Origin of the sequence: Kutzneria sp. 744 (assembly GCF_000568255.1) — a bacterium.
GTDB lineage: Bacteria > Actinomycetota > Actinomycetes > Mycobacteriales > Pseudonocardiaceae > Kutzneria.
Genome location: NZ_KK037166.1, coordinates 1,463,955 through 1,490,318, shown reverse-complemented (window position 1 = coordinate 1,490,318; position 26,364 = coordinate 1,463,955). Strand labels below are relative to the sequence as shown.

The 26,364-nt window shown below is 70.5% G+C and carries 27 protein-coding genes; 10 read left to right on the top strand and 17 right to left on the bottom strand.

What is annotated here, in order from left to right; translation table 11 throughout:
* Together KUTG_RS06525 and dgoD are read right to left on the bottom strand one after the other, a co-directional pair.
* Positions 1 to 552: bifunctional 4-hydroxy-2-oxoglutarate aldolase/2-dehydro-3-deoxy-phosphogluconate aldolase (locus KUTG_RS06525; protein WP_043728490.1), on the bottom strand; the 552-nt coding region annotated here is incomplete at its 3' end.
* A complete protein-coding gene (gene dgoD, locus KUTG_RS06520) occupies positions 549 to 1,697 on the bottom strand; it encodes a galactonate dehydratase (RefSeq protein ID WP_043715638.1) in 1,149 nt (382 codons plus the stop codon). The genes KUTG_RS06525 and dgoD, both read right to left, overlap by 4 nt.
* A 203-nt stretch (positions 1,698 to 1,900) precedes the next feature.
* Here dgoD and KUTG_RS06515 point away from each other — a divergent pair, with 203 nt between their 5' ends.
* Both KUTG_RS06515 and KUTG_RS06510 read left to right on the top strand, forming a co-directional pair.
* Positions 1,901 to 2,815: an oxidoreductase gene (locus tag KUTG_RS06515; RefSeq protein ID WP_043728489.1), complete on the top strand. Its 915-nt coding sequence runs from the start codon at positions 1,901 to 1,903 to the stop codon at positions 2,813 to 2,815.
* 18 nt (positions 2,816 to 2,833) lie between these two features.
* A complete protein-coding gene (locus KUTG_RS06510; RefSeq protein WP_198047047.1) occupies positions 2,834 to 3,454 on the top strand; it encodes a cyclase family protein in 621 nt (206 codons plus the stop codon).
* A 79-nt stretch (positions 3,455 to 3,533) separates the two neighbouring features.
* Here KUTG_RS06510 and KUTG_RS06505 read toward each other — a convergent pair whose 3' ends face one another.
* The 3 genes from KUTG_RS06505 to KUTG_RS06495 form a co-directional block, all read right to left on the bottom strand.
* Positions 3,534 to 4,226: an SDR family NAD(P)-dependent oxidoreductase gene (locus KUTG_RS06505; protein ID WP_043715634.1), complete on the bottom strand. Its 693-nt coding sequence runs from the start codon at positions 4,224 to 4,226 to the stop codon at positions 3,534 to 3,536.
* 12 nt (positions 4,227 to 4,238) lie between these two features.
* A complete protein-coding gene (locus KUTG_RS06500) occupies positions 4,239 to 6,329 on the bottom strand; it encodes a glycoside hydrolase family 27 protein (RefSeq protein ID WP_043715631.1) in 2,091 nt (696 codons plus the stop codon).
* 265 nt (positions 6,330 to 6,594) lie between these two features.
* A complete protein-coding gene (locus KUTG_RS06495; protein ID WP_043715629.1) occupies positions 6,595 to 7,578 on the bottom strand; it encodes a helix-turn-helix domain-containing protein in 984 nt (327 codons plus the stop codon).
* Between the two features lie 228 nt (positions 7,579 to 7,806).
* Here KUTG_RS06495 and KUTG_RS06490 point away from each other — a divergent pair, with 228 nt between their 5' ends.
* Both KUTG_RS06490 and KUTG_RS06485 read left to right on the top strand, forming a co-directional pair.
* Positions 7,807 to 8,370 carry a hypothetical protein gene (locus KUTG_RS06490; protein WP_157494363.1) on the top strand — a complete coding sequence of 188 codons (564 nt, stop codon included), beginning with the start codon at positions 7,807 to 7,809 and terminating at the stop codon, positions 8,368 to 8,370.
* Between the two features lie 162 nt (positions 8,371 to 8,532).
* Positions 8,533 to 9,006: a hypothetical protein gene (locus KUTG_RS06485; protein ID WP_157494362.1), complete on the top strand. Its 474-nt coding sequence runs from the start codon at positions 8,533 to 8,535 to the stop codon at positions 9,004 to 9,006.
* Here the strand turns inward: KUTG_RS06485 and KUTG_RS06480 are convergent.
* Together KUTG_RS06480 and KUTG_RS06475 are read right to left on the bottom strand one after the other, a co-directional pair.
* Complete coding sequence (locus KUTG_RS06480) at positions 8,981 to 9,337, bottom strand: PASTA domain-containing protein (RefSeq protein ID WP_052394126.1); 357 nt, start codon at positions 9,335 to 9,337, stop codon at positions 8,981 to 8,983. The genes KUTG_RS06485 and KUTG_RS06480 overlap by 26 nt on opposite strands.
* A gap of 23 nt (positions 9,338 to 9,360) precedes the next feature.
* Positions 9,361 to 10,614, bottom strand: a complete 1,254-nt coding sequence (locus tag KUTG_RS06475; RefSeq protein WP_043728484.1) for a cytochrome P450 — start codon at positions 10,612 to 10,614, stop codon at positions 9,361 to 9,363.
* Positions 10,615 to 10,674: 60 nt separating this feature from the next.
* Between KUTG_RS06475 and KUTG_RS06470 the strand changes: the two genes are divergently transcribed.
* On the top strand, positions 10,675 to 11,406 hold the full coding sequence (locus KUTG_RS06470; RefSeq protein ID WP_043715622.1) for an alpha/beta fold hydrolase: 732 nt from the start codon (positions 10,675 to 10,677) through the stop codon (positions 11,404 to 11,406).
* 10 nt (positions 11,407 to 11,416) lie between these two features.
* Entirely contained in the window at positions 11,417 to 12,232 is an 816-nt protein-coding gene (locus KUTG_RS06465) for an LLM class flavin-dependent oxidoreductase (RefSeq protein WP_043715620.1), read from the top strand.
* Here KUTG_RS06465 and KUTG_RS06460 read toward each other — a convergent pair.
* Together KUTG_RS06460 and KUTG_RS06455 are read right to left on the bottom strand one after the other, a co-directional pair.
* Positions 12,229 to 13,200: a hypothetical protein gene (locus KUTG_RS06460; protein ID WP_157494361.1), complete on the bottom strand. Its 972-nt coding sequence runs from the start codon at positions 13,198 to 13,200 to the stop codon at positions 12,229 to 12,231. The genes KUTG_RS06465 and KUTG_RS06460 overlap by 4 nt on opposite strands.
* Before the next feature lie 150 nt (positions 13,201 to 13,350).
* Positions 13,351 to 14,340, bottom strand: a complete 990-nt coding sequence (locus KUTG_RS06455) for a hypothetical protein (RefSeq protein ID WP_043715616.1) — start codon at positions 14,338 to 14,340, stop codon at positions 13,351 to 13,353.
* Between the two features lie 378 nt (positions 14,341 to 14,718).
* Here KUTG_RS06455 and KUTG_RS06450 point away from each other — a divergent pair, with 378 nt between their 5' ends.
* Together KUTG_RS06450 and KUTG_RS06445 are read left to right on the top strand one after the other, a co-directional pair.
* A complete protein-coding gene (locus KUTG_RS06450) occupies positions 14,719 to 16,347 on the top strand; it encodes an ABC-F family ATP-binding cassette domain-containing protein (protein ID WP_043715614.1) in 1,629 nt (542 codons plus the stop codon).
* A 95-nt stretch (positions 16,348 to 16,442) separates the two neighbouring features.
* A complete protein-coding gene (locus tag KUTG_RS06445; RefSeq protein WP_255360854.1) occupies positions 16,443 to 16,757 on the top strand; it encodes a helix-turn-helix domain-containing protein in 315 nt (104 codons plus the stop codon).
* Positions 16,758 to 16,844: 87 nt separating this feature from the next.
* Here the strand turns inward: KUTG_RS06445 and KUTG_RS06440 are convergent, their stop codons facing one another.
* The 5 genes from KUTG_RS06440 to KUTG_RS06420 all read right to left on the bottom strand — a co-directional run bounded on the left by KUTG_RS06440 (position 16,845) and on the right by KUTG_RS06420 (position 21,284).
* Positions 16,845 to 18,461, bottom strand: a complete 1,617-nt coding sequence (locus KUTG_RS06440; protein WP_052394124.1) for a penicillin-binding transpeptidase domain-containing protein — start codon at positions 18,459 to 18,461, stop codon at positions 16,845 to 16,847.
* Positions 18,462 to 18,528: 67 nt separating this feature from the next.
* A complete protein-coding gene (locus KUTG_RS06435) occupies positions 18,529 to 19,224 on the bottom strand; it encodes a sugar isomerase domain-containing protein (RefSeq protein WP_052394122.1) in 696 nt (231 codons plus the stop codon).
* A gap of 83 nt (positions 19,225 to 19,307) precedes the next feature.
* Positions 19,308 to 19,628: an ArsR/SmtB family transcription factor gene (locus tag KUTG_RS06430; RefSeq protein ID WP_043728474.1), complete on the bottom strand. Its 321-nt coding sequence runs from the start codon at positions 19,626 to 19,628 to the stop codon at positions 19,308 to 19,310.
* Positions 19,629 to 19,683: 55 nt separating this feature from the next.
* Positions 19,684 to 20,709: a WD40/YVTN/BNR-like repeat-containing protein gene (locus KUTG_RS06425; RefSeq protein WP_043715613.1), complete on the bottom strand. Its 1,026-nt coding sequence runs from the start codon at positions 20,707 to 20,709 to the stop codon at positions 19,684 to 19,686.
* Between the two features lie 14 nt (positions 20,710 to 20,723).
* Positions 20,724 to 21,284 carry a nucleotidyltransferase family protein gene (locus tag KUTG_RS06420; protein WP_043715612.1) on the bottom strand — a complete coding sequence of 187 codons (561 nt, stop codon included), beginning with the start codon at positions 21,282 to 21,284 and terminating at the stop codon, positions 20,724 to 20,726.
* 100 nt (positions 21,285 to 21,384) lie between these two features.
* Between KUTG_RS06420 and KUTG_RS06415 the strand changes: the two genes are divergently transcribed.
* Positions 21,385 to 22,308 carry a universal stress protein gene (locus KUTG_RS06415; RefSeq protein WP_043715611.1) on the top strand — a complete coding sequence of 308 codons (924 nt, stop codon included), beginning with the start codon at positions 21,385 to 21,387 and terminating at the stop codon, positions 22,306 to 22,308.
* 97 nt (positions 22,309 to 22,405) lie between these two features.
* Here KUTG_RS06415 and KUTG_RS58075 read toward each other — a convergent pair whose 3' ends face one another.
* Both KUTG_RS58075 and KUTG_RS58070 read right to left on the bottom strand, forming a co-directional pair.
* Positions 22,406 to 23,323 (bottom strand): helix-turn-helix domain-containing protein, encoded by a 918-nt coding sequence (locus tag KUTG_RS58075; RefSeq protein WP_052394121.1) that lies wholly within the window; start codon positions 23,321 to 23,323, stop codon positions 22,406 to 22,408.
* A gap of 74 nt (positions 23,324 to 23,397) precedes the next feature.
* Complete coding sequence (locus KUTG_RS58070; RefSeq protein WP_043715610.1) at positions 23,398 to 24,396, bottom strand: hypothetical protein; 999 nt, start codon at positions 24,394 to 24,396, stop codon at positions 23,398 to 23,400.
* A gap of 217 nt (positions 24,397 to 24,613) precedes the next feature.
* Here KUTG_RS58070 and KUTG_RS06400 point away from each other — a divergent pair, with 217 nt between their 5' ends.
* On the top strand, positions 24,614 to 24,988 hold the full coding sequence (locus tag KUTG_RS06400; protein ID WP_043715609.1) for a hypothetical protein: 375 nt from the start codon (positions 24,614 to 24,616) through the stop codon (positions 24,986 to 24,988).
* A 64-nt stretch (positions 24,989 to 25,052) separates the two neighbouring features.
* Here the strand turns inward: KUTG_RS06400 and KUTG_RS06395 are convergent, their stop codons facing one another.
* Complete coding sequence (locus KUTG_RS06395; protein ID WP_052394119.1) at positions 25,053 to 26,228, bottom strand: glycoside hydrolase family 88/105 protein; 1,176 nt, start codon at positions 26,226 to 26,228, stop codon at positions 25,053 to 25,055.
* Positions 26,229 to 26,364 lie beyond the last annotated feature (136 nt).

The following is a 26,364-nucleotide window of genomic DNA, read 5'->3' as shown; positions in this document are numbered from 1 at the left end:
GGCGGCGGCGTCGCCGACGAGCGGGGAACCGACGCCGACGGCGATGGCCCCGGCGGCGAGGTAGGCCTCGGCCTCGGCGACGCCGACACCGCCGACCGGCACGAACGGGACGGTCGGGAAGGGTTGGCGCAGCGCGGAAAGGTAGCCGGGGCCGCCGAAGGAGGCGGGGAAGAGCTTGACGGCCTCGGCTCCGGCGGCGACGGCGGACTCGACCTCGGTGGGGGTGAGGGCGCCGGCCAGGATGGGCAGGCCGGCGTCGACGCAGGCGGCGACGGAAGCGGTCAGCGCGGGACTGACGGCGAAGGTGGCGCCGGCGGCGATAGCGGCCGAGGCGCCGGCGGCGGTTCGGACCGTGCCGGCTCCGAGCCAGCATCCCTCGGGCGCCTGGATGGAGGAAATGGCTTCCAGGGCGCCGGGTCCGGTCAGGGAGACCTCGACCAGACGCACGCCGGACTCGAACAACACCCGCACGGCGTCGCGGGTGTTGCCCACGCCGTCGCCCCGGACGATGCCGACCAGCCGGGTGGAACGAAGAACACTGCCGAAGGTCACCACTCCGCGAGACTCCCGTCCTCGTGCCGCCACACCGGCGACCGCCATGCGTGGCCGATCTCGGCGGCCCGGCGCACGGCGTCCTCGTCGATCTCGATGCCCAGCCCGACCCCGGTCGGCCGGGCCATCTGCCCGTCCACGAACGCGAACGGGCTGGTGTCCACAAGATAGCCGGTCAGCTCGCTGCCGGCGTTGTAGTGCAGGTTCAGACTCTGTTCCTGGATAAGGAAGTTGGGCGTGGCGAACGCCACCTGCACGCTGGCCGCCAGCGAGATGGGGCCGAGCGGGCAGTGCGGGGCGATGCTGGCGCCGTAGATCTCGGCCAGGGAGGCGATCCGGCGCAGCTCGGAGATGCCGCCGGCGTGCGAGGGATCGGGCTGCGCGACGGCGATGCCGGCGTCGAGCACGGGCTTGAACTCCCAGCGGGAGTAGAGCCGCTCGCCGGTGGCGATGGGCACCGGCGAACTGTCCACAACGGACTGGAGGACGGAAGCCGGTAACTCGGGCAGGATCGGCTCCTCGACGAACAGCGGCCGCACCTCCTCCAGCAGCGGCAGCAGGCGACGGGCCATGGCGGGGGAGACGCGGCCGTGGAAGTCGATGGCCAGGCCGCGGTCGGGGCCGAGCGCGTCACGGGCTTCATGGGCCCGGGCAAGGACTCCGTCCACGTCGGCCGGGGTGGCGATGGCGTCGATGGGCCCGCACGCGTTCATCTTCACGGCGGTGAAGCCGCGGTCGACCTGACCCTGAACGGCCTCGCGAATCCCGTGTGGACGGTCGCCGCCGACCCAGGAGTAGACCCGGATGCGATCACGGACGGGGCCGCCGAGCAGCTCGTGCACGGGGACGCCGCGGACCTTGCCGGCGATGTCCCACAGGGCCTGGTCGTAGCCGGCGAGCGCGCTGGACAGCACGGGGCCGCCGCGGTAGAAACCGCTGCGCCGCAACACCTGCCAGTGCTCCTCGATGCGCAGCGGGTCCTGCCCGCGCACCAGGTCGGCCAGCTCGTGCACGGCGGCCTGCACGGTCTCCGCCCGGCCCTCGACCACGGGCTCACCCCAGCCGACGACGCCCTCGTCCGTGCTGACCTTCAGGAACAGCCAGCGCGGGGGCACGAGGAACGTCTCGATGTCAGTGATCTTCACAGGGTCCCCGCCTCACGGATGGTCGCCGGACGTCGCTCAGGGTACATCAACTCATTAATTATGGATACTTCCGCAAACCGGTTTTCGCACTGGGCTGGACCAGGCGACGGTCGTATCGAATGAACGTTCATTTGACAGTCCTGCGCCGCCGTGTCACGCTCGGAACAGGTAATGAATGGACGTTCAATAAGGAGGTGGTGGCCATGCCGGCGACCCGGCCGACCGCGCACTGGAGCCCGACCGACATCGGCGACCTGACCGGCCGCACGGCGCTGATCACCGGCGGCAACAGCGGCATCGGGCTGGAGACGGCCCGGGTTCTTGTCGGCCACGGCGCCCGCGTCATCCTCGCCGGTCGCGACCAGGCCAAGCTGGACCGTGCGGTGGGCACGCTGTCCGGGGGCCGCATGGACACGCTGGCCGTCGATCTCGGCTCGCTGGCCTCCATCGCCGCGGCGACCGACCGCCTGGCGGCCACCGAGACCATCGACGTGCTGATCAACAACGCCGGCGTGATGAACGTGCCCGAGCGCCGCACCACAGCCGACGGCTTCGAGCTCACGTTCGGTACGAACCACCTCGGACACTTCGCGCTGACCGCGGGCCTGCTGCCGGCGCTGCGGCGCGCGGAGGCCGCGCGGGTGGTGACGGTGAGCGCGATGGCCGCACGCTGGGGTGTGGGCCGGCTCGACGACCTGATGAGCGAACAGCGCTACGGCGGCATGCGGGCCTACGCGAAGTCCAAGCGCGCCAACGTGGTCTTCACCAGGGAACTGGCCCGGCGACTGTCCGGCACGAACATCGCCGCGGTGGTGGTGCATCCCGGGTCGGCGGTGACCAACCTCCAGCGGCAGCGCCAGGGCGTGCTCGACCGGGCGGCCGTCGCGTTGGCCCGCGTCCTGCTGATGGGCTCGCCGGAGGGCGCGGCCTGGCCGTCGCTGTGGGCGTCGACCAGCGCCGACATCGTCAGCGGCGGCTTCTACGGACCGGCCGGGCGCGACCAGACCGCCGGCGCGCCGATCCCGGCGAAGCTGCCCCGTGGCGCGGACGATCCGGCGGAGGGATTGCGGCTGTGGCAGGAAAGCGAACGCCTCACCGGGGTCCGGTTCGCGATCTGACCGGCTAGCATGCCGTCCGTGCTCATCGACGTGACGTTGGCCATCCGGCCCCACATGCCGCACTGGCCGGGCAGCACTTCCCCGGTGTGCGAGTGGGAAACGCGGATGGACCGCGGCGAGGAGTCCGACGCCAGCAAGTGGACGCTGTCGGCGCACCAGGGCACCCATGTGGACGCTCCCTCCCACTTCATCCCCGGCGCGGCCGGCATCGAGGACATCTCCCTCGACGTGTTGTGCGGGCCGGTGCACGTGGTCGGCATCGACGACGATAGCCCGATCCGCGCCGACCACGTCGCCGAGATCCCGGCCGGTGCGGAGCGGGTTCTGTTCCGCACCACCAACTCCACCACCGGCCGGCTGCACCGGGACTTCGACCCTGGCTACGTCGCGGTCAGCGGCCGGGCGGCGGAGGCGTTGGTGGCCAGGGGGATCCGGCTCGTCGGCATCGACTATCTGTCGGTGGAGTGCTTCGGCGCCAACGACTTCCCGGCCCACCACACCCTGCTCGGGGCGGGCGTGCCGATCATCGAGGGCCTCGACCTCGCCGCCGCCGAGCCTGGCCGCTACGAGCTGACCTGCCTGCCCATCCGCCTCACCGCCGCCGAGGCCGCCCCGGCCCGGGTGATCCTGCGCCGCTGACCAGCACCTGACCTCATGCAGGGAAGGACGCCTTACCCGCGTTGAACGAGGGTAAGGCGTCCTTCCCTGCATGAGCTGGTCACGCCGAGTCCTTGTGCACGGTCCAGCCGCCGTCGACCACAAGGTCGGCGCCGGTCACGAAGGACGCCTCCGAGGACAGCAGGAACGCGATCACCGACGCCACCTCGTCCGGATCGCCGAGCCGCCGCATGGGCGTGGAATCCTGACTGCGCAAGCGGTCCTCTTCGGACACTCGATCCCACGCGCCGGTGAGCACCGGCCCCGGCAGCACGGTGTTGACCCGCACCTCCGGCGCGTACTCCACGGCCAGCTGCCGCCCGAGCGACACCAGCGCGCCCTTGCTCGCGGCGTACGCGGGATGCCCCGGCAGGCCGGCCCGCGCATGCACCGACGACACCAGCACGATCGCGCCGTGCCGCTCCCGCAGCGACGGCAGGAACTGGCGCGCGCCGAGGAAGGCGGCGGTGAGGTTGACGTCGATCTGACGCGACCACTCGGCCGGCGTCTGCTCGTGCAGCGGCTTCACGACGACGGTGAAGGCGTTGCTCACCAACGCGTCCACCGACCCGCCGGCCAGCCGGGACGCCTCGTCCCAGGTGGCCTGCGCGCTCACGTCGCCGCGGACGGCCACCTCGGGACCCTCGGCGATGTCGATGCCGATCACCCGGTAGCCGTCCGCGGTGAGCCGCCGGGCGGTGGCCGCGCCGATACCGGACGCGGCCCCCGTCACGACTGCAACTCTTTCAGACAACAGAACTCCTAGTCACAGCACGGTCTGGTGCACATGGTCGTCCACACCGCGGACGGCCACCCACGCCGAGCCGTTAGCGCCAGCCGCGACACCGAGGGTGCCGACGATGGCGTTGCTGGCGTACTCGCCGCGGGGGAACCATCCTCCCCACTGACCGTCGGCGAAGTTGCGCTGCCACAGCGTGTAGTCACTGGCTCGGGCGAACATGTACAGCCGGCCGGAGGTCGCGAGCAGCGTGGGGGCGGTGCTGATCACGCCGCCGAGACCGGTCCAGCCGGTGCCCTGCTCCCACAACCAGGCGCTGTCGTCGAAGGCCCGCACGACGATGTGCGTGCCTCCTGTGTCAGCGACGGCGCTGGGACGGCCGTAGATCGGCTTGTCGCTGGGCGAGCCCAGCGACGTCCAGCTGCCGGTCGTGCCGCGCTGCCACACCTTGCCGTCGGCGCCGCGGGCCACCAGGGTCCACTGCGTCGGCGACGTGAAGGCGACGGTGGGGGAGTCGGTCACGGTGCCGCCGAGCTTGATCCAGCGACCCCAGCAGCCGTGCTCGAAGGTCCGCTGGTACACGGCGTTGTCCGTGCCGCGCACGAAGACGTCCACCCGGTCGGCGCCCGAGGCGTAGGCCGCGGGCTGGCCGATGATCTGGTTCTGGGTGGGGCCGCCGAGCATGGCCCACTTGCCGCTGCCGACCGTGCTCTCCGCGAGCTGGCCGGAGGCGTCACGGACGAAGGTGTACGCGTGCGTGTCGTCGAACCGGACCAGGGCCGGGCTGTCGCTGGCGTTGCCGCCGAGGTCGGCGCCGGGGGCCAGGTCCGTGCCGGACAGCTTCAGCATCACGGTGCCGTGCGCCGGCACGGTCGTGGTGTACGAGCCGGTGGCGCTGCGCTTGTCGGCGCGGGCCCGCAGGTCGCGCACCTTCACCGTGCCGCTGAGGCCGGCCTTGGCGAGGTCCACGGTCATGTCGGACGGCGCGGTGCCCCGGTTGAGCAGCACGACGGCCCGATTTCCCTTGCCCGACAACACCTTGCTGTAGACGTTGCCCGAACCCGAGTCGCCGATCCGGACGCCCTGGATGGCCAGCGGGTCCTGGTCGACGGCGAGGATCTCCGGGTTCTTCAACGTGTCCAGCATCGACTGGGGCAGCGTGCGCGGGTCGGAGCCGATGATCAGCGGCGACGACATCTCGGCCCACATCACGAACTGCGTGGTCGACTCCTCCTCGGTCAGCTCGGTGCCGCCGGTGGGGAAGGGACGCATCGGGATCAGGTAGTCCGGGTCGTTGTAGTGACCGGGGCTCTGCGCCTCGGGGTGCGCCGCGTTGTCGTCCATGTTGCGCAGCACCGCCGGCCACTCACCCGCGGTGGCGTTGCCGAAGGCGACGTCGGTGTCGGTGCGCCAGGAGGTCGCGTTGCCCGGGCCCCACGTGTAGGCGTAGCCGGCCTGACGGGTGGACGGCCAGTCCGGCACGCCCCACTCGCCGGTGACCGGGTCGCACAGGTTGAGGATCATCTTGCGGCCGGACTGGGCCACGGCCTGGGAGAACTGCTGGAACACCACGGCCGGGTCGAGCTTCTGGGCCAGGCCGCAGAGGAAGTCGATCTTGACCGCGTCGAAGCCCCACGTGGCGAACTGGTCGGCGTCGCGCTGGTAGTAACCGCCGCCGCTGCCCAGGCCGCAGTTCTTGCCGTCGTAGGCGCCCGCGTCCGTGTAGATGCCGGCCTTCAGGCCCAGTCCGTGGATGAACTTGACCAGGTTGTCCATGCCGTGCGGCCAGCGCACCGGGTCGACGACGAGGTTGCCTTTGCTGTCGCGCGGCGTGGTGTCGGCCTGCCAGCCGCCGTCCAGCCACACGATGTCGTAGCCGGCCTTGGCCAGGCCGCTCGACTTCAGGAAGTTGGCGACGCTGTGGACGTTGTCCTCGGTCGGGCGGCCCACACCGAAGTAGGTGTTCCAGCCCATGTACGGGGTGGGGGAGACGACGCTCGAGTCATGCTGGCCGGCGCCGTGGCTGTCGGTCTGGGCGGTCGCAGCGGGCACCGCCACCGAGCCGACGCCGAGCGCGATCGCGCAGGCAAGCGTGAGTCTGCGTAACAAGCGGGACATCGATGGTTACCTCGTTCCTGGCGGCTGCGCTGCTGCCGGGAGGAAGGTAACCGGCGAGGTACCCGGGCTGTCAATAATTATTCCTAATTTAGTACAACGAGTCTGTGGATGGGGTGGCGGCATGGGTGAACCGCTCTCGTCCGTGCTTCGGGTGCGGCCAGCCGGAAGGGCCAGGAGCCGGCCAACACACCGAGCGCTGCTCTGGCCCTGAGCACGAAAAAGCCCGTCGCCGGGGCATTGGCGACGGGCTTCTCGGGGAGAGCTGCTAGCGGCTGGGCCAGTCCCAGCGGATGCCGAAGACGCCGGGGCCGAAGCCCAGGGCGACGGAGTGCACACCGCCGGACGGGTCGAGCGTGAGGTTGCGGCGGCGGGACGGACCCTCCTCGCCGGCCGGCACCGCGTACTGCTGGCAACGGGCCGGCAGTCGCGACTGGTCGAAGCGCACCTCGATGACGTACTCCCGGACCGGCAGCCGGAACTTGCGGCAGTAGGCGTTGCCGCTGGCCGGGTACTGCGGGCCGGGGTTGTTGAGCTGGTACTCCATGATCACGGTGTCGCCGCGTGCGAGCGTGCGGTCGAAGACCAGCTCGGCGACCATGATGCTGGACTCCTCGTCCACCGCGGTCCGACCGACCCGACAGTTGCTCAGGTTGGTCAGCTCGGGGATCATGCCGGGCCCGGATTCGGCGTCGTACACCAGAACCCAGCGGTCGGCGCCGTCCTGCTCGGCCCGCAGCACCTGGCGCACCCACAGCGAGCGCTGGCCGCCGTCGGGGGCGACCTCGATGCGGTCGTGCTGGCTGAGCCGGCCGAGCCGGCAGTCGGAGGTGGTGTCGACCCGGGCCAGCAGCGCGGCCAGCCGTTCCCGGCGCGACCACAGCGCGTCGATCGGCAGCACCCGGGTCGGGCGGCTGCGGCGGCCCCGTGGACGAGGCGGGCCCAGCAGCGCCGTCAGCGAGCTCGGCGGCACGCCGAGCACGGCTTCCAGGTGACGCAGTGCTTCCAGGGACTCCGGCCGCTCCGGCCGTCTCCGACCGGACTGCCAGTAACTGAGCGTGGCGACGCTGATCGTGATGCCGCGCAACCCCAGCCGGTGCTGGATGCGGTCCAGGCTCAACCGGCTGGTCTTGATCGCGGCGCGCAAGGCGTCGGGAAACGGACCGGTGGCCAGCAGGCCGACCAGTTCGTCCCGGTCGGCTGGCACCGTGTCGACGAACGACAGATCCGGATGACCAGCAGCGATCGTCATAGTGACTCCTCGCTGTCAACTTGTCACGCAGCAGTGACACTACTGGGTGAGCACGTGACCGTGGCACCTCTGAACGGAGGCTGTGTGTACTCCTGATGGCGTAAAGTATTACGTGGAGTCGCCAGGTGTCCAGCTGTAACCGGTTCGACGGTCCCGCGTACGGGTTGGTTCACCTTAGTGTCGGGCCGGGGGCAAGCCGCCGGGTGGCGGACCCGTAGTCTGGCCGGCGTGACCACACCGAGACCCGCGGGCGACCGCGTGTTCGCCGACGTGGCCACCGCGGTGCTGGGTCCGGGCGATCACCGGTTCGCCGATCTGCTCGACGTGTTGGCCCAGATGCCGGCAAATCCCGTCGATGTGGTGCATGCCAACGACGACCTGCTGCCCCGTATGGCCCACGAGAACGGCCTCGACGCCGCCCTCTCGGCCGCCCGGCTGGCGCTGCGTCCCGGCGGCCTGTTCATCGCCGCCGTCCCCGAGCTCGACAAGCTCCGCCGCCTGCGCCCCACCGCCCCGCCGCCGCGCGTGTCCGGCCGCGGCGAGCAGCGCCAGGTCACCGTGCAGCTGTGGGACTGGGCCGAGGACGGGCAGTCCTACGGCCTGGAAGTGCTCCAACTGGCCCGCTCCGGCAGCCAGTGGGAGCTGATCCGCGCCGTCTCCACCCGCCACCAGGTGATCACCGGCGCGCAGGTCACGGCCGGGCTCACCGCCGCCGGCTTCGCCGCCGTGCAGCGGCTCACGCCCAAGGAGAGCGGCCACCCACTGCCGCTGTGGGTGGCCGTCGCGCCCTGATCGGCCGAAGGCGACGTGCTCGGACCAGAAGGCCAGCAGGTCGGCGTCGCCGATGAGGTCGATGTGCCAGGCGGCGTCGGTGTCGGTGGCGCGGAAGGACAAGGCGCGGCCGGGGCCCGGCAGGTCCCGCTTGGCCGGGTTGCGCGCCATAGGATGCGTCCCATGTGGGCGATTGTTCTGATTCTGACGGGGGTGTGGCTCCTCCTGATGGCGCTGGTGCACCTCTGGGTGTCGCATGCCGCGCTCCGCCGGGCCGGCATTCGGTACCTGAACCTGCGGACGCCGCTGCGCGAACTGCCGAAGCCGGAGCGGCGCAGGCTGATGCACGCTCTTCGGCGCCGCCAGGTCCCGGCCCCGGAGCACCGGGACGTCGCCCGCCGCTGGGCCGGCGAGGAAGTGCTCCGCCGGGGCATGTCCTGGTCTTTCGTCTGGCTCACCCTGGCGTGCGGCGTGCTGCTGGCGGAAACCACCCTGGACGCCGGGGCGTCCACCGCGTTTTCGTACTGGACCTTCTTGACGCTGACGGTCGTGTGCGCCCTGATGGCTGTCCTGATGTGGGGAAACCAGGTCACGGCGCGAAGGGTGCTGCGGCAGACCGGCCCCTTCGACCTCAGGGACACGCCTCCGCCAGCTTGACCACACCGAAGTCGATCTTCACCCCGGCCTGGATCCGGCTGCCGGCGGCGATGTTCTGGTTGCACACCTTCCAATCCCGGTCCAGGACCTGGTGCCGGCCCTTGCCGCTGACGTCGTGCGAGGCGCTGAAGAAGATCTCGTTGCCGGTGAGCTTCTGGATGGTGTCCTGGGCGTCCTGGAGGCCCGAGCCGACCAGGTTCGGCATGGCCCAGTGCTGGATGGGCGGCGAGGTGGACGTGGCCGGCGGCGCGCCCGGCGTGGTCCCGATCTGATTGGGGCCGCAGCTGGTGGCCACGGCGGCCAGCGCGACACCGACGACGAACTTGAGCAAGGCACAAACCTCCCCAGGCGTGGTCACCACGTGACCGGCAGGCTCTTGACTCCGTTCTGGAAACTGGACCGTAGCCGGATCGGCTCGCCGGCCGGGCGAACCTCCCCCAAACGGTCCAACACGGCCGTGAACACAGCGGTCATCTGGGCCCGGGCCAACTGGGCGCCGAGGCAGAAGTGCGGGCCGTGGCCGAAGGTCAGGTGGTCGTTGGGGGTGCGGCCGACGTCGAAGCGGTGCGGGTCGGGGAACACCCGCTCGTCCCGGTTGGCCGAGGAGAACCACACCACCACCTTGTCCCCGGCGCGAATGTCCACTCCGGACAGTGTGGTGTCGTCGGTGGCGGTGCGGCGGAAGTGCATCACCGGCGTCCACCAGCGCAGCATCTCGTCGATGGCGGTCGTCAGCAGCGACCGGTCGGCCAGCAGCCGCCGGTACTCGACGGGATGGGCCATCAGGGCGATCAGGCCGCCGGGGATGCCGTTGCGCAGGGTTTCGTTGCCGGCCACGGAGAACAGCCAGAACAGGTTCTCGAACTCCTCGATCGACACCCGCCCGCCGTCGTCGTCGACGTGCCGCATGAGGTTGCTCATGACGTCGTCGCCCGGCTGTGAACGCTTGTGCTCGCCCAGGGCGGTCGCGTAGGCGTAGAGGTCGGGCATGCCGTTGCGGCTGCGGGGATCGGGCATCAGGCCATCGGGCCCGGGCTTGGGGCGCACGGCCAGCGCCGCACGGGCCATGTCGGTCACGCCCGAGGCGTCGACGGTGTCGATCGCGGCGTACTCGGCGTCCTGGAAGCCGATGGCGCGGCTGCTCCAGTCGAACATCAGCCGCCGGTCCTGCTCCGGCACGCCGAACACCTCGGCCAACACCAGCAGCGGCAGATCGGCCAGCTGCTTGGCCAGATCGGCGCCGCCGTCGCCCTGCACCGCGGCCACGAGGTCATCCGCCCATACGGTGATCCGATCGGTCAGCCGCGCCACCGCCCGCGGCGTGAACGCCCGGGCCAGCAGGCCGCGCAGCCGGGGATGGTCCGGCGGATCCATGTTGAGCATCATTCGCCGCACGTACCGGAGATCCTCGGCCGTCAGCGGATCGCGGATCTGGGTGCCGCCCAGCGTGGACGAAAACAGTTGTGGGTTGCGAAGCACCTGCCGCGCCTCGGCATGCCGCAGCACCGCCCAGAAGTCGTCCACCCGCACCACGGCGGATTCCGCCCGCAGCGAGGAGAGAACCTCGTGCGGCACACCGCGCACGTAGGTCTCCGGATCGTTGATCACGCTGGCGTCCACGGCCACGACGCTAGCCCGCCGGGGCCGTGGTGGGGAAAGATCCGGACGGTGGACACGTTGAGGGTGCGAACAGGCGGAGCCGGCGGACCGACCGTGCTGCTGCTGCACGGGTTGGGCGCGACCGGCGCGGTGTGGGACGGCCTCGTCGAGCGGCTCGACCGCCGCTGGATCGCCCCCGACCTGCCCGGGCACGGCAGATCCGGCCGGCTGAAGCGGTACTCCTTCGGCGCCATGGCCGGCGCGGTGGCCGAACACCTGCCGGCCGGCGAGCCCGTCACCGTGATCGGGCACTCCCTGGGCGGCGTCCTGGCGGTCGCGCTGGCCAGCGGCTGGTACGGCGTGGAGGTCCGGCGCGCGGTGGCCGTCGGCGTGAAGGTGGAGTGGACCGACGACGAGCTGGCGGGGGCGGCCGCGATGGCCCAGCGGCCGGTGAAGACGTTCGGCAGCAAGGAAGAGGCTGCTCAGCGCTACCTCAAGGTGTCCGGTCTCGGCGGTCTGATGCCGGCCGATCCCGACGGCCTGGCCGCGACCGGCGACGGCTGGCGGCTGGCCCTGGACCCGTCGACCTTCGCCGTGGGCCGGCCGGACATGCGTGGGCTGCTCGCCGCCGCGAAGTGCCCGGTGCTGATGGTGACCGGCGAGAACGACCCGATGAGCTCCCCCGAGCAGGTCCGCGCGCTGGCCGAGAACGTGGAGGTGCTGCCCGGCCTCGGGCACAACCTGCACGTCGAGGAGCCGGGCACGCTGCTGGACGTGATCAACCGGACCGGCGGCTGGTAGGAAAGGCGGCATGACTGCCCTCGGCACCGTGTTCCGCCCCCAGTTCCCGCCCGAGACCCTGCGCCCCATGGCCGAGACGGCCGAGGCGCTGGGCCTGGAGCAGCTGTGGGTGTGGGAGGACTGCTTCTCGGAGAGCGGCATCGCCGCCGCGGCCGCCGCACTCGCCTGGACGGAGCGGGTCCGCGTCGGCATCGGGCTGCTGCCGGTTCCGCTGCGCAACGTCGCACTGGCCGGCATGGAGGTGGCCACCCTGCACCGGCTGTTCCCCGATCGGGTGATCGTCGGCGTCGGTCACGGCGTGCAGAGCTGGATGGGGCAGACCGGGGCCCGCGTGGCCTCGCCGATGACGCTGCTGCGGGAGTACCTCGACGCGCTGCGGGCGTTGTTGCGGGGCGAGGAGGTCACGGTCGACGGCCGGTACGTGAAGCTGGACCGGGTCCGCCTGGACTGGCCGCCGTCGAGCCCGGTGAAGGTGTACGCCGGCGGCCAGGGGCCCAAGACCCTGCGGCTGACCGCCGAATCGGCCGACGGCACGCTGCTCGTGGCCGATGAGACCGTCGAGGGTGTTCGCCGGCTGCGGGAGTACATCGACCACGAGATCATCGCCGCCCTGCACGTGGCCACCGGTCCCGGCGCCCTGGAGCGCCTGCGCCGCAACGACCCCGAGCACGGTGTGGCCGGCGACGCCGAGACGGTCGCGGCCGCCGTCCGTGAGCTGGCCGACGCCGGGGCCGACACGGTCATCCTGCAGCCCACCGGCGACGAGCCCGATCCCGTCGGCTTCGTGCGCTTCGTGGCCGAGCAGGTGCGGCCGTTGGTGTCCTAGATGCCGGTCAGGAAGCGGGTCGGCGGGGCGACGTCGACATCGGCGCACCGGCGGTCGCGGCTGAGCGGCCACTGGGTGATGTATCGGACCTGGCGGCCGGTGGCGCCGATGGCCTGCCGGATGCCCTGCGCGGCCAGGACGTCGTCGAAGTAGGTCTCGCCGATGATCCACGGCTGGCGGTAGCCCAGCGAGGTCATCTTCTTGTCGGCCTGCACGAACTGGGAGTACTCGCCGCCGTTCCAGCTGTCGCCGTACAGGTGCACGTCGAACAGGTCGGGCGGGTTCGAGCCGTAGACGGTGGGCAGCTGGGTGGCACGGTCGGCGATCCACACCGTCATCGAGAACCCGACCGTGTCGGCCTTGCCGAACTTCGCCGTGTAGTCGGCCCACAGCCGCTTCGCGTACTGGCGCAGCACCGGCTCGGTCGACATCGGCATGCCCTCGTTGAGCAGATCGATCTTGTAGGGGATGCCGGCGGCGGCGATCAGCGGATGCAGGTTGGCGATCAGGCTCCAGTTCTCCCGGTACGCCTGCTCGTCCATGGCGTCCCAGTCCTGCGGGGAGTCGTCGCCCTGCGGGTGGAAGGCCACCTCGATCTCCTGGAAGCCCGCCTTCTTGACGGTCGCCAGCAGCTCGGTCAGCTGCCGACGGTCGGCGGGGGACAGGTCGCCGGTGCTGGAGTCCATCACCGTGCCGGTGTCCCGCCCGTGCTGGTGGAAGATCCCGATGCGCAGCCGCCGCTGGCCGGCGGAGTACATCTGGCTCAGCTGCGCGGTGATGGTGTCGCGGCCCCGGTCGAAGCTGTCCACGGTGCCGTACGCCTCACGGCCGCAGCCGTTGGCCAGGCCGTAGAAGTCGTAGTTGGAGCCGCCGACGTCCTGCGGCTCGGCCACCGGGTGAAGGGGGATCGCCGCGAGGCCCACCACGATCGCCAACGCCACGGGCAGCCACTCGCGCGGTCGAAGCAAGGAACGCCCCTTCACCCGTGCCGATCACCAGGCACCAGCCTGGCACCCCTCCCCGCCCCGTTCCGTCGTGTCACTATCTTCATTGATTTTGGGTTTTATTTTTTTGTTTTTCAACGAGGGTAAGGCGTCCTTCCCTGCATAAGCCGGGGACTAAAAGCCGGCGGCGCTGAAGGCGGCGTAGGAGATGGGTGGGGCCTGGTCGACGTCGGAGCACTGCTTGGCCCGGGTCAGGGGCCACTGGGTCAGGTAGCGCACGGAGCGGCCGGTGTCGGCGATGGCGCGGCGGATGCCGTCGGCGGCGGTGGCGTCGTCGAAGAAGGTCTCGCCGATGATCCACGGCTGGTGGTAGCCCAAGGAGGTCATCTTCTTGTCGGCGTCGACGAACTGACTGTACTCGTCACCGTTCCAGCTGTCGCCGTAGAGGTGCACGTCGAACACGTCGGGCGGGTTGTCGCCGTAGACGGCGGAGAGCTGGGTGGCACGGTCGGCGATCCACACCGTCATGGAGAAGCCGACGGTGTCGTCACGGCCGAAGCGCCCGGTGTAGTCGGCCCACAGCCGCTGCGTGTACTGCCGCAGCACGGTCTCGTTGGACATGGGCATGCCCTCGTTGAGCAGGTCGATCCGGTACGGGATGCCGGCGGCCTCGATCAACGGGTGCAGCTGCGAGATGACGCCCCAGTCCTCCTCGTACGCGGAGGAGTCCATGGCGTTCCAGTTGTGCGGGTCGTCGTCGCCCTGCGGGTGGAAGGCCACCTCGATCTCCTGGAACCCGGCGGAGCGCACCGCCGCGAGCAGGTCGACGAGCTGCTGGCGATCGACAGGGGAGAGATCGCCGGTGCTGGAGTCCATCACCGTGCCGGAATCGGCGCCGTGCTGGTGGAAGATCCCGATGCGCAGCCGCCGCTGGCCGGCGGAGTACATCTGGGCCAGCTGCGCGGTGATGGTGTCGCGGCCCCGGTCGAAGCTGTCGACGGTGCCGTACGGCTCGCGGTCGCAGCCGCCGCTCAACGAGTAGAAGTCGTAGTTGGAGCCGCCCGCCTCCAGCGGACCGGCAGGTGCGGCCACGGCGGTCGGCGTGACGAGGACGGCAAGCAGGGTCGCGGCCGCGGCAGGCAGCCACTTGCGTGGTCGGAGCAAGGAAATCCCCTCACCGGGTCGGATTCCGGGCGCGCGGCAGCGTCAAGGGAAAGCGCTTACCCCGGAAAGAGATCAACGGCGGCGGAAATTGATCTCGGGCGGTCACTGGAAGTTGTTGATCTAGCAACTTCATTAGGGCCGATGGAGTGTAGGCATAGCTCGAATGGACTAGTCAAGACATTCACATTTGACGTCTTGTCGCTGTGCGTCGCGTCACAACCGCGGACCGAAGCCCGGGGTTGGCGAAATCGGTTCGCATGAGCACGTAAACTGGGTGCGTGATCAAGCTGATCTGCTAGGCGGCCTCCGGGCCCGCCGGCCGCGAGCCGGTGGGCGGACGTGCCTTGCCCGCGATCACCCTCGACCCCGGAGTCTCCCTTGATCACCGTCACTGACCTTGAACTGCGCGCGGGTTCGCGCATCCTGCTCTCCGACGCCACGCTGCGCGTGCAGCCGGGTGACCGGATCGGCCTCGTCGGCCGCAACGGCGCCGGCAAGACGACCTCGCTGCGGGTGCTCGCCGGCGAGGGCCAGCCCTACGCGGGCGAGGTCCGCCGCAGCGGCGAACTCGGTTACCTGCCACAGGATCCGCGCGAGGGCGACCTGTCGGTCACGGCCAAGGACCGCGTGCTGTCCGCCCGCGGCCTCGACCAGCTGCTGCGCGAGATGGAGAAGGCGCAGACCAGCATGGCCGAGCTGGTCGACCAGGACGCGCTGGACAAGGCGGTCCGCAAGTACGGCCGGCTGGAGGAGCGTTTCGGCGCCCTCGGCGGCTACGCGGCCGAGAGCGAAGCGGCCCGCATCTGCGCCAACCTGGCCCTGGCCGACCGCGTGCTGGCGCAGCCGCTGAGCACGCTGTCCGGCGGCCAGCGCCGTCGCGTGGAGCTGGCCCGGATCCTGTTCGGCGCCTCGGAGTCCGGCGTCGGCGGCAAGGCCGGCACCACGCTGTTGCTCGACGAGCCGACCAACCACCTCGACGCCGACTCCATCTCGTGGCTGCGGTCCTTCCTCAAGCAGCACACCGGCGGCCTGGTCGTGATCAGCCACGATGTCGAGCTGCTGGCCGACGTGGTCAACAAGGTCTGGTTCCTCGACGCCACCCGCGGCGAGGTCGACCTGTACAACATGGGCTGGGGCAAGTACCTCGAAGCCCGGGCCAGCGACGAGAAGCGCCGCCGCCGCGAGCGGGCCAACGCCGAGAAGAAGGCGTCCGCGCTGATGGCCCAGGCCGACAAGATGCGGGCCAAGGCGACCAAGGCGGTGGCCGCGCAGAACATGGCCAAGCGGGCCGAGAAGCTGCTGTCCGGGCTGGAGGACCAGCGCGTCGCCGACAAGGTGGCCAAGATCCGCTTCCCGCAGCCGGCCCCGTGCGGCAAGACGCCGCTGATGGCCGAGGGTCTGAGCAAGTCCTACGGCTCGCTGGAGATCTTCACCGGCGTCGACCTGGCCATCGACCGGGGCAGCAAGGTCGTGGTGCTCGGGCTCAACGGCGCCGGCAAGACCACGCTGCTGCGGCTGTTGGGCAGCATGGAGAAGCCGGACGCCGGCGAGCTCGTGCCCGGGCACGGCCTGCGGATCGGCTACTACGCGCAGGAGCACGAGACCCTCGACCACGACGCGTCGGTCTGGGCCAACATCCGGCACGCCGCGCCGGACACGCAGGAGCAGCAGCTGCGGTCGCTGCTCGGCACGTTCCTGTTCAGCGGGGAGCAGCTGGACCAGCCGGCGGGCACGCTGTCCGGCGGCGAGAAGACCCGGCTCGCGCTGGCGGGCCTTGTGTCCAGCGCGGCCAACGTGCTTCTGTTGGATGAGCCAACCAACAACTTGGACCCGGCCAGCCGGGAGCAGGTGCTGGACGCGCTGCGGCGCTTCGAGGGCGCGGTCGTGCTCGTGACCCACGACCCGGGCGCCGTGCAGGCCCTGGAACCCGAGCGGGTGATCCTGTTGCCGGACGGCCAGGAGGACCACTGGTCGGAGGACTACCTCGAGTTGATCGAGCTGGCCTGATCCGCTGGTCGAGGCGCTGATCTGCATCAATGGCCACTCTGATCACTTCATTCACTCCGGTGATCAGCCAGAGGTAACTCAACGATCACCGAGCGATGATTTTGCTTGATCGTCTGGCGTTCGGGCCCGTCGTGTTCGATCATTGCGACGACAGGGGCCGAACGGGGCCCGACCTGCACTCCCACGGAAGGCGGGACAAGGTGGCTGACCTGAAGAAGGGCGCCCGGATCACGGGGCCCACGCGGGACAAGCTGGCCGCTGACCTGAAGAAGAAGTACGAGAAGGGCGCCAGCATCCGCGCGCTCGCGGAGTCCACGGGGCGTTCCTACGGCTTCGTGCACCGGGTGTTGTCCGAGTCCGGCGTCACTCTTCGGGGCCGGGGCGGTGCTACCAGGACCAAGAAGAAGTAGGGCGAGGCTGCACCCGGACGACCGTTTCACGCCTTGAACCCCTTGGTCCGATAGGGTGATCAACGCCGTCCGGGTGATCAGTTGGGATCAGCCGATCGCGCGCAGGAAGCTGCCCGCCAGGGTCACCGCGGGTGCGGACGAGTCCGCGTGCGGCAGCAGCACCGCGAAGGCCACGTCGTTGCGGTAGCCGACGAACCAGCCGTGGGCCGGTCCGTCGCCGACCTCGGCCGTGCCGGTCTTGCCGTACGTGCCGGCCAGCGGGGCCAGCGCCCGTGCGGTGCCCGATGTGCACACCTCGCGCATCATGCTCCGCACCTGGGTGAGCACGCTCGCGGGCGGTGCCGCGACCTTGCCGTCCGCGGTGCTCTGCTGACCCCTGATCAGCACCGGCGTCGGCACCTGTCCGTTGTGGACGGTGGCGGCGACGACCGCCATGCCGAAGGGGCTGACCAGGTCGGTCCCCTGGCCGAAGCCGTCGACCGCGCGGTCCACCTCGTCGGTCGCGGCATCGACGCGTCCGGTGTTGGTCGTGATGCCCGGGATGTCGAAGTCCACGCCGAGGCCGAGCTGTCGGGCGGCGGTGGGCAGGTCGTTCGCGCCCAGATTCGCCGCGACCTGGGCGAACGTGGTGTTGCAGGACTGCGCGAAGGCCTGGATCAGCGGGGTGGCGTAGTCCGGCGCCGCGCCCAGCTTGAGCGTGCCCTCGTTGGGGATCGTGCGCGGTCCGATGTGGACGGTGTTCGGGCACGACACCGTGGAGTTCGAGGTCAGGCCGTGCTGCAGCGCCGCGGTCGACGTCACGATCTTGAACGTGGAGCCGGGCGGGAACGTGCCGGTCAGCGGGCTCAGTGAGCCGCTGTCGAACGCGCTGTTGGTGGCGATGCCGAGGATCTCGCCGGTCGAGGCCTGTAACGCCACGATCGTGGCCGCGCCCTGGAAGCCGTCCACCGCCTTCTGGGCCGCTGCCTGCGTGGCGGTGTCGATGGTCAGCGCGTAGGCCGCTTTTTTGGCGCCCTCTTGGGTTTGCAGGGTCTTCACGTCGGCGCCGGTGGTGTCGACGATGGTGATCGAGTGCCCGTCGACGGCCTGGAGATCGCCCCCGATCGCTTGCTGCACACCGGCTTTGAGTGTCTTCGGCACGGCGTCGAGCGCGAGCGGCTTGCCGTCGCGGTCGGTCAGCGACGAGCCGCCGGGCGTGGTCCGCAGGGTCAGCGACTGCCCCTTGGCCAGCTCCGGATGGATGTCCGCGTCCGACCAGTGCACGAGCCATTTCCCGTTGCGCTGCACCAGTTGCAGCGGTGCCTGGTAGGCCAGGTCGAGCGTGCCGGCGTGCCAGTCCACGTTCATGGTGGCGGCGTTGTTGGCCACCGGCCCGACCAGGCTCGCGGTCAGTCGAGCATTGCTCATGTTCTTGTACACGACCGTGAGCGCCGCGGTCGCCGCCGTCGGATCATCGGTCAACTGGGCGGCGGCCGTGGTCTCGAGCGCGCCGAAGGAGTGCGCGTAGTCCTGCGCCACACTGTCGGCCGTCGCCGCGGGCTGCTCCGCCGTCGTCGCGCTTGCGGCATGGGACGACGGCGGTCCGGGCGCGAACAGCAGATAACCGGCGAGTGAGATGACCACGACCACCGCCGTGCCGCCCGTGCCCAGGATCCACCATCTGGTCTTCGACTGCATGAAGTTCAAGCCCCCCTTGAGCGTCATGACGGACGCTAGACCCTCCCCGACTTCCTTTCCTCGGTATTTCTACTCACCGCCGGTGTCTGTTCCGTCACGCCAGCACGTCGATGCGGGGCGTGTACTTGGCCAGCATCGCCTTGTTGGCCGCGTCGCCGCCCTCCACGTTGGCGCTGCGCCACAGCGGCAGGTCGAATCCGGTCGCGGTCGCGCGGTCCAGCAGCCGCACCAGCAGCAGGTTCCACAGGAACGCGTTGGCCAGCGACGAGCTGGGCGCGGTCACCGGCGCGGCCGGCGGGTAGGCGGCGTCGCCTGGAATGACCAGGTTGTCCAGCACGAACGTGGCCTCCTCGGCCAGCGTGGTGCCGGCCCGCTTCGGGGCGACCGAGCTGGTGGCGATCGAGGTGAAGGCCACTACCGGCGTGCCGGCGGCCTTGGCCTGCCGGGCCAGCTCCACCGGGTACGGGTTGATGCCCGAGGTGGAGAAGATGATCAGCACGTCCTTGTCGGTCAGCTCCACGCCGTCCAGGACCTCGGCCGCCAGGCCCGACCGGCGTTCGGCCGTCGTGCTGGACAGCGCGCCGTGCATGGGCAGCAGCGACGGGTGGTACAGCGGGCGCACGCAGGCCAGGCCGCCCGCGCGGTAGAAGGTCTCGGCGACGGCGGCCAGCGAGTGCCCGGCGCCCGCGGTGAGCACCGTGCCGTCCGCCTTGATGGCGGCGAGCAGCACGTCCGCGACCTTGTCCAGCGTGTAAAACGTTGTGAAGCTCGACGCGGCCCAGCTCGTCACGCAGGAAGGTCCCGTAGTCCTCGGTCATGTGAACGTGCCTCCGTGCATCGTTTCAAATGGTCCACACCACTAAACCCCGGCCGTCAAGCCTCGCTGTCGCCGGCGATGCTGTCGAGGTGCCGTTCCAGCGCGTCCAGGTGGTCCGACCAGAGCCGCCGGTAGGGCGCGAGCCAGTCGTCCAGCTCGCGCAGCGGGTCCAGGCGCAGCCGGTAGCAGCGGCGCTGGGCGTCGATGCGCACCGTCACCAGGCCGGCCTCGCGCAGCACTCGCAGGTGCTTGGACACCGCCGGCTGGCTCAGCTCCAGCTGGTCGACGAGCTGGCCGACCGACCGCTCCTCGTCACGCAGCAGGTCGAGGATCCGGCGCCGGCTCGGCTCGGCGAGCACTTCGAAGGTCGTGGCCACCTGCTTGGAGTAACTCACCGGCTATATGCTTGTCAAGGCATGAGCTTACGGCGAATCAGCCGACGCCGAGTGTGGCGACCCGGCCGTGCTCGCCCGCGGCCCAGCACGTCACCGGGTTCGGGCAGTCGACCGTGTCGAAGCTGCCGGTGTCGAACTGGCGCCAGTGCTGGCCGCCGTCCAAGCTCAGGTCGCTGCCGGTCGGGCCCACCGCCACCACGGCATTGCCCAGCAGCCAGGCCGCGCCCGAGCGGTAGCCGCCGACGCTCGCCGCCTGCCAGGTCCGGCCCTGATCCCGGCTCGTGGCCGCCGCGCCCGCGTTCGGCGGCGAGTAGTCCCCGCCGACCGCCACGCCGTGGTTGCGGTCGCGGAAGGCCACCGCGAACACGCCCGAGGAGGCGTTGCTGGGCAGGGGAGTGGCCGTCGCGTGCCAGGTCCGGCCGCGGTCGGCCGAGTGGTAGACCCGGGACTGCGTGCCGCCGCCGCTGCCGATCCAGGCGTCGTTCGCGCCGCTCGTGGCGACGCACTGGCCGCTGGCCGCGAAGCCGGCCTCGTTCGGCTGCGCGTCGGGCATGCCCGTGTTGGGCAGGATCTGCCAGCTACGGCCGCCGTCATCGGTGGCCAGCACCTCGAAGCGGCCGTTCAGCGGGTCGCCGACGATCAGGCCGTGCCGCTGGTCGAAGAAGGCCATGCAGTCGTAGAAGCCCTTCGGCTCCTGGTTGGTCTGTGTCTGCTGCCACGTCTTGCCGCCGTTGTCCGTGCGGTAGACGCGGGAGCTGTCGCCCTCGCCGATCGACAACGCCACGGCGTGCTGCGCGTCGAACGCCTGGATGTCACGGAAGTCCAGCGCCGCCGTGCCCTGCGGGGCCTTCTGCTCCCAGGTCCGGCCGCCGTCGGTCGTGCGCAGGATCGTGCCCGCGCTGCCGCTGGCCCAGGCCACCAGCGGGCTCACCGCGCTCAGCCCGCGCAGCCGGGCGTCACTGCCCGTGGTGTGCAACCGCCAGGTCGGGCCCGGGGTTGCCTGGGCCGGCACGGCCATGGTTACGGTCAGCAGCGCCGCCGCGATTCCCGTGATCCACCTCATGGGCGGACGCTACCTCACCCGGGAAGATCCTCCGGCCGGTCCACGTCGTGCCCGTCGGCCACGTCGTCACAGGCCACTTCCGTCACCTCGTGCCGCTTCAGGTAAGCCCGCGCGCCGCTGTCGCCCTGCGCCACCTCATGCACCCCTTGCCAGTGCTCACGCCCGATCAGCACCGGGTGTCCCCGCCTGCCGTCGTACGTCGCCGCCGCCAGGGCTTTCGTGCTCGCGCGTTCGAGGACCCTGGTGATCGCCTCGGCCGTGACGCCCGGCAGATCCACCGTCATCACGGCCACCGCGTCTTCGTCTTGCAGGGCCTCGATTCCCTTGCGCAGCGACGATCCCATCCCCGTCGCCCAGTCCGGGTTCTCCACCACGTCCGCGTCGCCCAGATCCGCGCGCCGCACCTCGTCCGCCGCCGCCCCCGCCACGACCACGATCCGCGTGCATCCCGCCGCCCGCAGTCGATCCACCGTCGACTCCACGAACAGCCGGCCCCGGTGGACGACCAGCGCCTTCGGCATCCCGTACCGCCGGCCCTCCCCGGCCGCCAGCACCAGCCCCGCCACGCTCGTCATGGGCGTCGATGGTAATCGCCGGGCCGGTCGCAGGGTTCGGCGAAGCCGATCACGGGCATCCTCGGACACGCCCGTGATCCGTGATGGAAGGACATGTCCCGTGACCTCATCGTTCGGTGGTCCCGTCCTAGTCGGCTTCGACGGGTCGGACGGCGCCCGGGGCGCGGCGCTCTGGGCGGCCCGGGAGGCGGTCGTGCGGGACCGCCCCGTGCGCCTCGTGCAGGCCGTGGAGTCGCAGTGGTCGCCGGCGATGACGCCCGGCGCCCTGCCCGGCTATCCGCCGGAACCCGACCTCGACCAGATCCGGCAGGCGCTCTCGGAGCTGTTGGAGTCCGAGGCCGAGCGGCTGCGCCGGGACCAGCCCGCGCTGGCCGTCACCGTCGCGCTGGTGGACGGGTTCGCCTCCGACGCGCTGGCCAACGAGGCCGAGAACGTGGACGCCAACCTGGTTGTCGTGGGCGGTTCCGGTCACGGCGCGCTGGCGCGGACGCTGCTCGGGTCCACCGCCTCCGAGATCGTGCACGCCACCTCCCGGCCCGTCGTGGTCGTCCGGAGCGAGGCTGCGCACGCGCCCGGCTCGTCGGTGGTGATCGGCGTCGGCGGCCTCGGCACCGGCGACCACGCCGCCCGCTTCGCCCTCGACTTCGCCGCGCGGCACAAGCTGCCGGTACGTGCCGTGCACGGTCGCTCCGCAAGTCCGTTCGCGCTGCTCGTCGAGCGCCTCACCACCGAGCAGCGCAACGCCGCCGCGGCCGAGCAGGACGTCGCGGACGCCGCGGTCGTCGCCGAGGTCGAGGCCTGGCGCGAGGCGCATCCCGATCTCGACATCCAGCGCGAGGAGATCGACTCTCAGCCCGTCGAGGCCCTGTTGGCCCGGGCCGCCGATGCCGCCCTGCTGGTCGTGGGCAGCCGTCACCGCGGCGGCTTGCAGCGAGTCATCCTCGGCTCGATCGGCCATGCCGTGCTCAACCAGGCCCCCTGCCCGGTCGCCGTCGTCCGCGAGCCATCGGACGACCAGGGCTGACGTGTTCGGTGCCCGGGCCTTCTGCCGGCCCGGGCTCCGAGCATCGATCAGTAGCTGTGGCCACGCTCCTCGTCCGGCGAAAGCCGTTCAGTGGCGGTCAGCCGGGCTCCCGTCGGAACTGGCCCGGCGAGCAGCCGTGTTCCCGCCGAAAGGCCGCCGAGAACGGGCCCATGCTGGCGTAGCCGCACGCGGCCATCACCTGCTGCACGGACTGAGAGGTGGTCCGCAGAAGGCAGGCGGCCTTGCGCAGCCGCAGCTGAACGAGGTAGCGGTGGGGCGTCGTCCCGGTGGACTTCTTGAACATCCGCAGAAAGTGATGTCTGCTCATATTGGTCAGCGTCGCCAGGTCGGACAGTGTGACGTCCTCATGGAGATGCTCGTGGAGATAGCTCGCCACGGTGCGCAGCATGGTCCGTCCGAGCGGCGACGGAGGGTCTGAGGGCGGCCGAAAGTGGGTGACGTGCAACAGGTGTGCGGTCAGTCCGTGGGCGAGTGCGTCGGCGTAGGCCGCGGGGGCTCCGCGCTCGACGGCGTCGGCGATGGCGTTGCCCGTCGCGGCCACGTACGGGTCTTCCAGCAGGGGGATGTCCGGGAGTTCGCCGGGCAGCAGCATGCCGACGCCGCCCATGGCCCAGCTGACCTCGTCCACCAGGTGCGGGCGCAGGTAGATGTTGACCGTCCGCACCGGCGCGGATGTTGTGGCGTGCCAACGCATTGTGCTCGACGTCAGCGGGGCGGTGACGTGCGCGGATCCCGCTCGGTGGATGGTCTGCCGCCAGCGGCCGTCGACGCGGCACGCGACTTCCCGAACGCCGTGAGTGGTCACCACGACGGTGAGCGCCGTGGTCGATTCGGTGCTGAACTCGGCAACGGTCGATGGGCAGCTGTAGGTGCGAGCGACCAGCGACATCCAGCCGTACCCGTCGCTGGACCCCAAGCGCGAACACGGTTGCCCGCCGCCGATATCGGCGTCCTCGGCCCGCGATGCCGGTGCGCCGTCCGCGCGGTTCGTCACTACGGCGACGGTAGTGCCGTCGTGTGACCGTTCCGCACCCGTAGTGAGACAGCGTTCCCACTCATCGAGCCAAGTCAACCGACGGCCCGCAGGAGAGCCGACGCAAGCCGGGTCAACTGGTCGACGGTGAGCAGCGGCGCCGCGCGGGTGGCCGGGAGGCCGAAGGCGGGCGCGTTCACCTGCGACACCGCGACCCGCAGGCCGCCCGGTGTCCGGGCATCGGCGTCCTCCTGCACGGTGTCGGCCGTCGGAGACTGCCGCCGGGTCGTCACCTGCGTGCCGTCGGCGGTCGTCCGGGCATTCCGGAAGAGGTCGACCAGATCCGGATCGTCCGGCCGCTGCCATTGCTGCACGGTGACGGTCAGCAGACCCTCGCCGCCGCCATCGTCCACAGTGGCCTCGACGTAGCCGCGGCTCGTGGTGTCCTTGCGTTCCAAGCGGATCGCCGGCGCAAGCTCTTGCCTCAGCACGGCGAGGATCCGGTCGGAGGCGAACTCGGGCGTTGTCGGCGGTGGCGGCTGCACCGGCAGGCGTTTCGCCAGCGGAACCCAGCGAGGGGAGCCGGCGACGTCCAGCAGTTGGTCCGGGGTCAACGGGGGGTGGGGCCGGGAGGGTGCGGCGTCGGCGTCGGCCGCGTTCCATTCCGCGAGCGACACGAACTCGCCGGCTGCGGTGACGGACAGCGCGGTCCACCTCTCGACCCCGGTCGGCGTGAGTGGTTGGACGTGGTCCTGGTCGACGGCGGCAAGCCCGCCGTCCGGCCTGGTGTGGCGGACGCAGCGGGCATAGGGGTGCTGCGAGTACAGGGGGCAGGCCGTGGCCTGGTCGGCCTGATCCGGCGGCACCCGTCCGACCGAGACCGCCATGGCCACGGCGCCCTTGCCGTCGTCGTAACGAACCATGCCCGGCTGGTCCGCCGGCGACACCCGAGCCGTGCTGCCCGCGGGCAGCGCTTGGCGCAGGGCGTCGGCCAGCTCTCCGACCGGGACGGGATCGCGGGGGCCCGTGCCGGCCGGCGCGCAGCCGCCGAGCACCACGAGCGCCGCGCACAGCACAAGCAGGTGACACCGCATGGGTGAACACTTTCCGAAATTCGCCGCTCCGGCCACGACGGCGGGAATTTCCGAGCAACTTTCAAACGAAAAAGGTCACTTCTGAAGAGGTGCGTGTCCGTTGTTCGTCGGCGGCTGCCCGACCGGCCGGTCCACCTTGCCGGCCATTTTCTGGTCGCTTACCGTCCGATTCGTAAAAACCGCCAGACCGGCAGAACGAAGTGATGTGGAGGGGATTATGAAGCGGTTCACCACGATCGCGGCCACCCTGGCCCTGGGGCTCGGCGTGACGATCGCCGTGGCGCCCGCGGCGTCGGCCGATCCCAACCCCTGGGTGTGGGCCTACCCGCAGGCGAACTTCCAGGGCTCGCCGCAGGGGCTCTGGATATCCAGCAAGTACCTTTTCACGTCCAATCCGACGAGGTCGGTCAAGAACGTGTCGCAGACCGACGCGTGCGGCTTCACCCATATTCTGAACAACGAGCAGCACCCCGCCGTGAAGTTCACGTTCCGGGCCGGCGGCCAGTGGTCGACCATCGGCACGCCCTTCGTCTTCAACCCGGCGGCCGGGCGGACCGACGACCTGACCGGGTTCAAGTGGGGCAAGTGCTGAGCTGATTCCGGCGTGATCCGGCCCGCGGCGACGACAGCCGCCGCGGGCCGGATCACGACCCCGCCTAGGTGTGGGCGTTGCGCATCTGCTCGTTCATGATCAGGAAAGCCCCGAGGCCGTGCGGGTCGTTGGTGGCTCGTGGCCGTGCGAGGTAGAAGGCGGTGTCGCCGACGTTGGTGCCGATGCAGATGTCGGCGATGTTGGTCAGGCCGTCGCTGCCCACGGAGACCTTGGCCAGCACGCCCTTGTAGCCCCTGTCGGCCACGGCCTGGTAGCTGTGGTCGAGGTAGCCCTTCTGCACGCCCTTGGACAGCATGTAGGTGAACATGGCCGAGCAGGAGGTCTCGGTCCAGTTGCCGGCCAGCGTGGGCTTCTCCGGCACCTGGAACCAGCGGCCGGTCGCCGGGTCCTGGTACTTGCGGACCGCCTTGGCCAGGTTCTGCACGTTCTTGACGATCTTGGCCCGGTTCGGGTCGGACCGCGGCGTGTAGTCCAGGACGTCGACGCTGGCCATGGCGTACCAGCCGATGGAGCGGCACCAGAACTCGGGCGAGTGCTTGGTGGTGGGGTCGGCCCAGGTCTGCGTGCCGGACTCGTCGTAGGCGTGGAAGAAGAAGCCGGACGGGTCGGCGAGGTGGCTGCCGTAGGTCACGAGCTGCTTGGCCGCCTCGGCGTTGGCGTACTTGGCGTCGTTGAAGGTGGCGCCGTAGCGCTCCAGGAACGGCAGCACCATGTAGGTGCCGTCCAGCCAGAGCTGGTGCTCACGGCTGGTGGCGTGCCAGAAGCCGCCGTCCTCGGTGCGCGGGTAGGTGTTCAGACGGGTCCGGATCTGCGCGGCCGCCTTCTGGTACCGCGGGTCCTTGGTCTCCTGGTACAGCAGCACCAGCAGGTTGCCCGACTGCATGGAGTCCAGGCTGCTGAAGCTGTTGCCGACCTTGCCGTCGGCGTCGACGAAGCGGTCCACCCAGGCCTTGATGTAGTCCAGGTAGGCCTTGTCGTGCGTGCGCTTGTAGACCAGGTACTGGCCGTAGAGGTACAGGCCGGTCTGGTAGCCCCAGCTGCCGAGCGTGGCCGGCGTGAAGCGCTTCATCGTCGAGTCGACGACGGCCTTGGACCAGTCGGTCGCTGACGGCTGGGCGGGGGCGGCGGTGGCCGTGACCGGCAGGACCGGGGCGAGGCTGGCGACCAGGACGAGCCCGATCCGACGGATCCAGCGGCCCCGCGTGCGCGGGCTGGGCATCGTGCTCCTCTCGATGGAGCCCGCGGCGGGAGGCTCGTTGCTGTCCCTGAACGACTACTCCGGTCACGCCCGCGACGTCAAGGCTGGACATCCGATCTATAGCCGTAGTATTCGCCCGGAATACGGTTACATCTGT

Excerpts from the sequence above, each read along its gene's own strand:
- KUTG_RS06515 (WP_043728489.1), top strand. The coding sequence starts at position 1,901 with ATGCCGGCGACCCGGCCGACCGCGCACTGGAGCCCGACCGACATCGGC.
- KUTG_RS06500 (WP_043715631.1), bottom strand. The coding sequence starts at position 6,329 with ATGTCCCGCTTGTTACGCAGACTCACGCTTGCCTGCGCGATCGCGCTC.
- KUTG_RS06495 (WP_043715629.1), bottom strand. The coding sequence starts at position 7,578 with ATGACGATCGCTGCTGGTCATCCGGATCTGTCGTTCGTCGACACGGTG.
- KUTG_RS06485 (WP_157494362.1), top strand. The coding sequence starts at position 8,533 with ATGTGGGCGATTGTTCTGATTCTGACGGGGGTGTGGCTCCTCCTGATG.
- KUTG_RS06465 (WP_043715620.1), top strand. The coding sequence starts at position 11,417 with ATGACTGCCCTCGGCACCGTGTTCCGCCCCCAGTTCCCGCCCGAGACC.
- KUTG_RS06445 (WP_255360854.1), top strand. The coding sequence starts at position 16,443 with ATGATTTTGCTTGATCGTCTGGCGTTCGGGCCCGTCGTGTTCGATCAT.
- KUTG_RS06440 (WP_052394124.1), bottom strand. The coding sequence starts at position 18,461 with ATGACGCTCAAGGGGGGCTTGAACTTCATGCAGTCGAAGACCAGATGG.
- KUTG_RS06425 (WP_043715613.1), bottom strand. The coding sequence starts at position 20,709 with ATGAGGTGGATCACGGGAATCGCGGCGGCGCTGCTGACCGTAACCATG.
- KUTG_RS06420 (WP_043715612.1), bottom strand. The coding sequence starts at position 21,284 with ATGACGAGCGTGGCGGGGCTGGTGCTGGCGGCCGGGGAGGGCCGGCGG.
- KUTG_RS58070 (WP_043715610.1), bottom strand. The coding sequence starts at position 24,396 with ATGCGGTGTCACCTGCTTGTGCTGTGCGCGGCGCTCGTGGTGCTCGGC.
- KUTG_RS06400 (WP_043715609.1), top strand. The coding sequence starts at position 24,614 with ATGAAGCGGTTCACCACGATCGCGGCCACCCTGGCCCTGGGGCTCGGC.
- KUTG_RS06395 (WP_052394119.1), bottom strand. The coding sequence starts at position 26,228 with ATGCCCAGCCCGCGCACGCGGGGCCGCTGGATCCGTCGGATCGGGCTC.